General features: G+C 64.5%; 3 protein-coding genes. 1 reads left to right on the forward strand and 2 read right to left on the reverse strand.

Going from position 1 to position 5,361, the window contains the following annotated elements; genetic code table 11:
* On the reverse strand, window positions 1-3,266 hold a 3,266-nt coding region (locus tag Q1V78_RS08695), incomplete at its 3' end, for a (Fe-S)-binding protein (RefSeq protein WP_300613656.1).
* A 217-nt stretch (window positions 3,267-3,483) separates the two neighbouring features.
* Entirely contained in the window at window positions 3,484-4,425 is a 942-nt protein-coding gene (locus Q1V78_RS08700; RefSeq protein ID WP_300613658.1) for an alpha/beta hydrolase fold domain-containing protein, read from the reverse strand.
* A 298-nt stretch (window positions 4,426-4,723) separates the two neighbouring features.
* Between Q1V78_RS08700 and Q1V78_RS08705 the strand changes: the two genes are divergently transcribed.
* Window positions 4,724-5,361: Hsp70 family protein (locus Q1V78_RS08705; protein ID WP_300613660.1), on the forward strand; the 638-nt coding region annotated here is incomplete at its 3' end.

Genomic DNA, 5,361 nt, shown 5'->3' on the forward strand with positions numbered 1-5,361 from the left:
GCCTCCTCGGCCTGCTCTTCGGCAGGGGCCTGAGGCGCTGCTGGCTGGGCCGGAGCGGCTGGCGCTGCAGCCGGTGCGGCAGGAGCCGCTGGCGCGCCCGGTGCACCCGGAGCGCCCGGGGTGGAGGCGGCGAGCTTGATCACGCCACCCTCCTCGGTTGCACCCGACGCCGGTGCAGCGGCCTGGGGTGCCTCAGCTGCCGGGGCGGCAGGCTCAGCTGGCGCCTCTGCCTGCTCGCTCTGCTCGGCTGCCGGTGCGGCCGGAGCCTCTGCTGGTTCAGCCGCTGGAGCTGCTGCCACTGGTGCCGCGGCCGGTGCAGCCGGTGCACCTGGAGCACCCGGAGCGCCTGGCGCGCCCGGAGTGGTGCTGCCCAGCTTGATGGCGCCGGACTCGGTCTTCTCCGCGGCCGGTGCTGCTGCTGGCTTCTCAGCTGCAGCGTCACCCTCGGTGGCAGGAGCCGCTGGTGCGGATGCGCCCGGGGCGGCCGGTGCAGCCGGGGCGCCTGGAGCACCTGGTGCCGCTGGAGCCTTCGGAGCGGCTGGGGCGGAAGCACCTGGCGCGGCTGGAGCACCCGGAGCCGACGGAGCGCCTGGAGCTGCTGGGGCACCTGGAGCTGCCGGAGCAGCAGGGGCACCCGGGGCGCCTGGAGCACTCGGTGCAGCAGGAGCGCCCGCCGATGGAGCACCCGGGGCAGCTGGGGCACCCGGGGCCGACGGTGCGGCCGGAGCGCCTGGCGCCGCTGGGGCAGCCGGGGCACCCGCAGCAGGAGCTGCTGGGGCACCTGGTGCGGCCGGAGCAGCAGCACCTGGGGCAGAAGGAGCGGCCGGAGCGCCACCGGCGGCAGCGGCAGCCTGCTTCTTCTTATCCTCAGCAGCCTTGGCCTCCGCCTTGCGCTTCTTCTCCTCTTCAGCGCGGCGCTTCTCTTCCTCAGCGGCCTTACGCTCGGCCTCCTCGCGGGCCAGCTTCTCCTCATCGACCCAGCCACGCTCAGGGGCGGCCAGGAACTCAGGGGAGCGCGGTGCCGGCAGCTCGCCGTCGACCAGGATGGACTCGCGGAACATCTGGGCGATATCCAGAACCTGGGTGCGCTCGCTCTTGTCCTCGATGTCTGCCTGACGGTTGTTCACACCGTCGTTGATCATCGTCTTACAGAACGGGCAGCCAATCGCGATGGCGTCCGCGCCGGTGGCCAGCGCCTCGTCCGTGCGGTTCAGGTTGATGCGGGAACCGAGGTCCTCCTCCATCCACATGCGGGCACCACCAGCACCACAGCAGAAGCCGGTGTTGCGGTTGCGCGGCATCTCGGTGAGCTCAGCACCGGAGGCGCCGATCAGCTCACGCGGGGCGTCGAAGACCTTGTTGTGACGGCCCAGGAAGCACGGGTCGTGGTAGGTCACGGTACGGCTGGAGTTCGGCGTGTTCACCGGCTCCAGGTAGCCCTTCTGGACCAGCTTGTTCAGCAGCTGGGTGTGGTGGATGACCTCGTAGTTACCGCCCATCTCCGGGTACTCGTTACGCAGGGAGTTGAAGCAGTGAGCACAGGTAACAACGATCTTGCGCTGCTTCGGCGGCACGCCCTCGAAGGCGTTGTCCAGGATCTCGATGTTCTGCTCAGCCAGCATCTGGAAGAGGAACTCGTTACCGGCGCGGCGGGCAGAGTCACCCGTGCAGCCTTCGTTCTCACCCAGGACGGCGAACTTCACACCAGCGGTGTACAGCAGTTCCGCGACCGCGCGGGTCGTCTTGGTGGCGTTGTCGTCGTAGACACCGGCGCAACCGACCCAGAACAGGTACTCGGTGTCATCGAAGTTCTCGATGTCCTCGCCGAAGACCGGCACCTCGATGCCGTCGGCCTTCGCCTTCTGGATCCAGTCGGAACGCTGGTTGTTGTTCTGGCCCCAAGGGTTGCCCTTGGTCTCCATGTTCTTGAACAGGCCACCCAGCTCGGTCGGGAACTCGGACTCGGCCAGCACCTTGTAGCGGCGCATGTCGACGATGTGGTCGATGTGCTCGATGTCCACCGGGCACTGCTCGACACAGGCACCACAGTTGGTGCAGGACCACAGGACGTCCGGGTCGATAACGCCCATCTCGCCCTCGGCGACCAGCTGCAGCAGTGGCATGTCGGAGTGCGCCTCGGCTGCCGGGTCCACCTCGGTGGCGTCGCCCGTAAACAGTCCGCCACCGGCAGGGGCGGAGGCCTTCTCCAGCAGATACGGGGCGGAAGCGACCGCGTGGTCGCGCAGGTCCATGATGAGCTTCTTCGGGCTCAGTGGCTTCTCCGTGTTCCAGGCCGGGCACTGCTCCTGGCAGCGGCCACACTCGGTACAGGAGGTGAAGTCCATCCAGCCCTTCCAGGTGAAGTCCTCGATGGAGCCGGCGCCGATGTTATCCGTGTCCGGATCGGCGTTTTCCATGGTCAGGATGCGACCCTGGGAAGTCATCGGCTTCGCCGCGCCGAGCGCGTTACGGCCGTCGGAGTTGCGCTTCAGGAAGATGTTGAAGAACGCCATGAAGCGGTGCCATGCGACACCCCAGGTGATGTTCTGACCCACGATGAACAGCCAGACCATGCCGGAGAGCAGCTTGATCAGCGCGAAGATGGAGACCATCAGCGGGGACTCCGGCAGGATCTTCGCGATCTGCATCGTCAGGAAGTCGGTGGAGGCGTGGCCGCCCTCGTAGCTGGCGAACGTGGCGATCTTGCCGGCCTTCACGAACATCATGCCCAGGCCCTCAAGCAGAACCACGATCTCGACGAAGTATGCGGCCTTGGCATTGGAGCCGTAGAAGCGGGCCTTGCGCTCCTTATCGCCGATGTTCTGGCGGATGATGATCAGGGCGATGATGCCAAGCGTGGTGCCGATCCCCAAGATCTCGTCAACGAAGTGGTAGACGGCCCAGTTGCCGATGATCGGCCAGCCGCCCTCCGGGTTGAAGGTCTGGATATAAGCCTCGAACCAGACCAGTGCGCCAAGGAGGAAGCCCACCATGACGAACCAGTGGGCGATCGCGACCCCAGGCTTCTTGGCCATCTTCGTGTGGCCCAGGATTTCCTTGATCAGGTTGCCAAGGCGGGCGCCGGGGTTATCCGTGCGCTTCAGCGCCGGCTGGCCCAGGCGGATCGTCCTGAAGATCTGCAGGGCACCGCGGATGAAGAAAATCCAGGCTGGGATGGAGAGCAGCGCGCCAATGATCCCCAGGGGGACCGTGACATTCCACGGAATGTCAGTGCTTGTCGCCTGCCCTGCTGCAAGCAGGTACATGGAGTACTCCTTTATAAGCCAGTCTCGGATGAGCTGGATACCTATAATTCCGTTACTTCATGGGTACGTTAGCAGCTTAACCGCAGGTATATACACTTTTTCGGCCTCGCTCCGGGGGCGAAATACGCAATAGAAATGTTGCTTAAATTGTGTGCTGGCTCACGAATCGGCGCTCTACCACTAGTGATGCGGAACACAGCGTCATTGGGGTCGCTCTTTAGTTCCCCTGCCCCTCTGCGATGCGGATCATTTGACGGCGGTCGCGGCGCCCCTCGCTGGTCCGGTGCAGGTGATACATGTAGACGGTTCCTTCGACGCGGGTGACCTCCACCGCTACCTCTGCGTTCTTCAGGTCCTTCTCGAGTCGCCGCGCATCCCGCATCGGCTGGCTGTGCCCACCGACGAAGACGTGGAAGGCGGAGCCTGCCCACTGGCGCCACTCCTGGCGTTCCATGACGCCGGGGTTGACCTTCGCGTTATTCAGCTGGCCGCCGGCCCAGCGGTGGGAGACATCCTTTAAGTAGGACGCCACCCTTCCCGTGTGTTCCTGCTGCCAGCCGCTCGCGACGAGGTCGTACCAGGGGTCGACGAGGATGACGTTGGCGGGGCTGGCGTCCGGCAGGAATGCCAGCAGGCTGCCGAGGGCGAGCGCTGCTCCGGAGCCATCGGCGATGACCGTGATGTTCTCCGCCCCGTGTTCCTTCAGGAGATCCTGGTAGGCCCGGCGCACCAGCGGCACGGCCTCCCGGGCGGTGTAATCCGGCAGTCGACCTGAGAGGGGGATGTCGACGCGCAGGCCTGCGTCCACCAGGTCGGTGACGAAGCGCCAGGCGGCGGTAGGCATGTAATCGGAGAAGTCGCCGCCCGGAATGTAAAGGACGGCGCGTTTGGCGGTTTGCCGGGGCGTGAGTTCGTCGAGGGCTGGCGCGTTCGGGTCGTACTCCTGCGCCTCGGCGGACTGGGAGTCTCCGAAGACCATCTGGGTGATGGAGTAAATGGGGAAGCCTGAGTGCCAGCGCTCGAAAACGGCATAGTGCTGGCGCACCTCGTGGGGTGGATCCGGCAGGATGGCGGTCTTCCGGACGATGCCGGTTTGCTTCTTGGCGCGCTGTACGCGCGGGTCCGGAAAGAGTGCGGCGATGTGCATCGACAGGCTCATGGCTGTTTAGCCTAGTCTGCCCTGCGGAAATCGTGGAAGCTGAGTCCGATGTGCTCAAGTCGGCTTGACCGGGAATGAAATCTTTGGATACTTGGTTACAGAAGTTGAGGCGCTGGCACTCATGCAGAGCTTCCGAGGCTGCCGAAGGGCTCAAAACAACTGAAAACCGCTGGTTTTCGGAGAAATTTAAGAGATTTTCCGGATGCTGGGAATAAAGCTTGAGTCTAGGGCGCTAAGGCTTAGTGAGAGGCTCGCAAGGGTCAGCACATAATACCCACAACAAAAAGGAGAAAAGACAATGGGACGCGCAGTAGGTATTGACCTGGGGACCACGAACTCTGTGGTGTCGGTGCTTGAGGGTGGCGAGGCAACCGTTATCGCCAACTCCGAGGGCGCACGCACCACGCCTTCCGTCGTAGCCTTCGCTAAGAACGGCGAGGTTCTGGTCGGTCAGTCCGCAAAGAACCAGGCGGTCACCAACGTTGACCGCACCATCAGCTCCGTCAAGCGCCACATCGGCGACGACAGCTGGAACGTCGAGATCGACGACAAGAAGTACACCGCACAGGAGATCTCCGCACGCACGCTGATGAAGCTGAAGCGCGACGCCGAGTCCTACCTGGGCGAGGATGTCACCGATGCGGTCATCACCGTGCCGGCTTACTTCAACGACTCCCAGCGCCAGGCAACCAAGGATGCCGGCCAGATCGCAGGCCTGAACGTCCTGCGCATCGTCAACGAGCCGACCGCCGCAGCACTGGCATACGGCCTGGAGAAGGGCGACAAGGAGCAGACCATCCTGGTCTTCGACCTCGGTGGCGGTACCTTCGACGTCTCCCTCCTGGAGATCGGCGACGGTGTCGTCGAGGTCCGTGCAACCTCCGGTGACAACAAGCTCGGCGGTGACGACTGGGACCAGGCGATCGTCGACTGGCT

The sequence above is a fragment of the Corynebacterium sp. genome (assembly GCF_030152825.1).
Lineage (GTDB): Bacteria > Actinomycetota > Actinomycetes > Mycobacteriales > Mycobacteriaceae > Corynebacterium.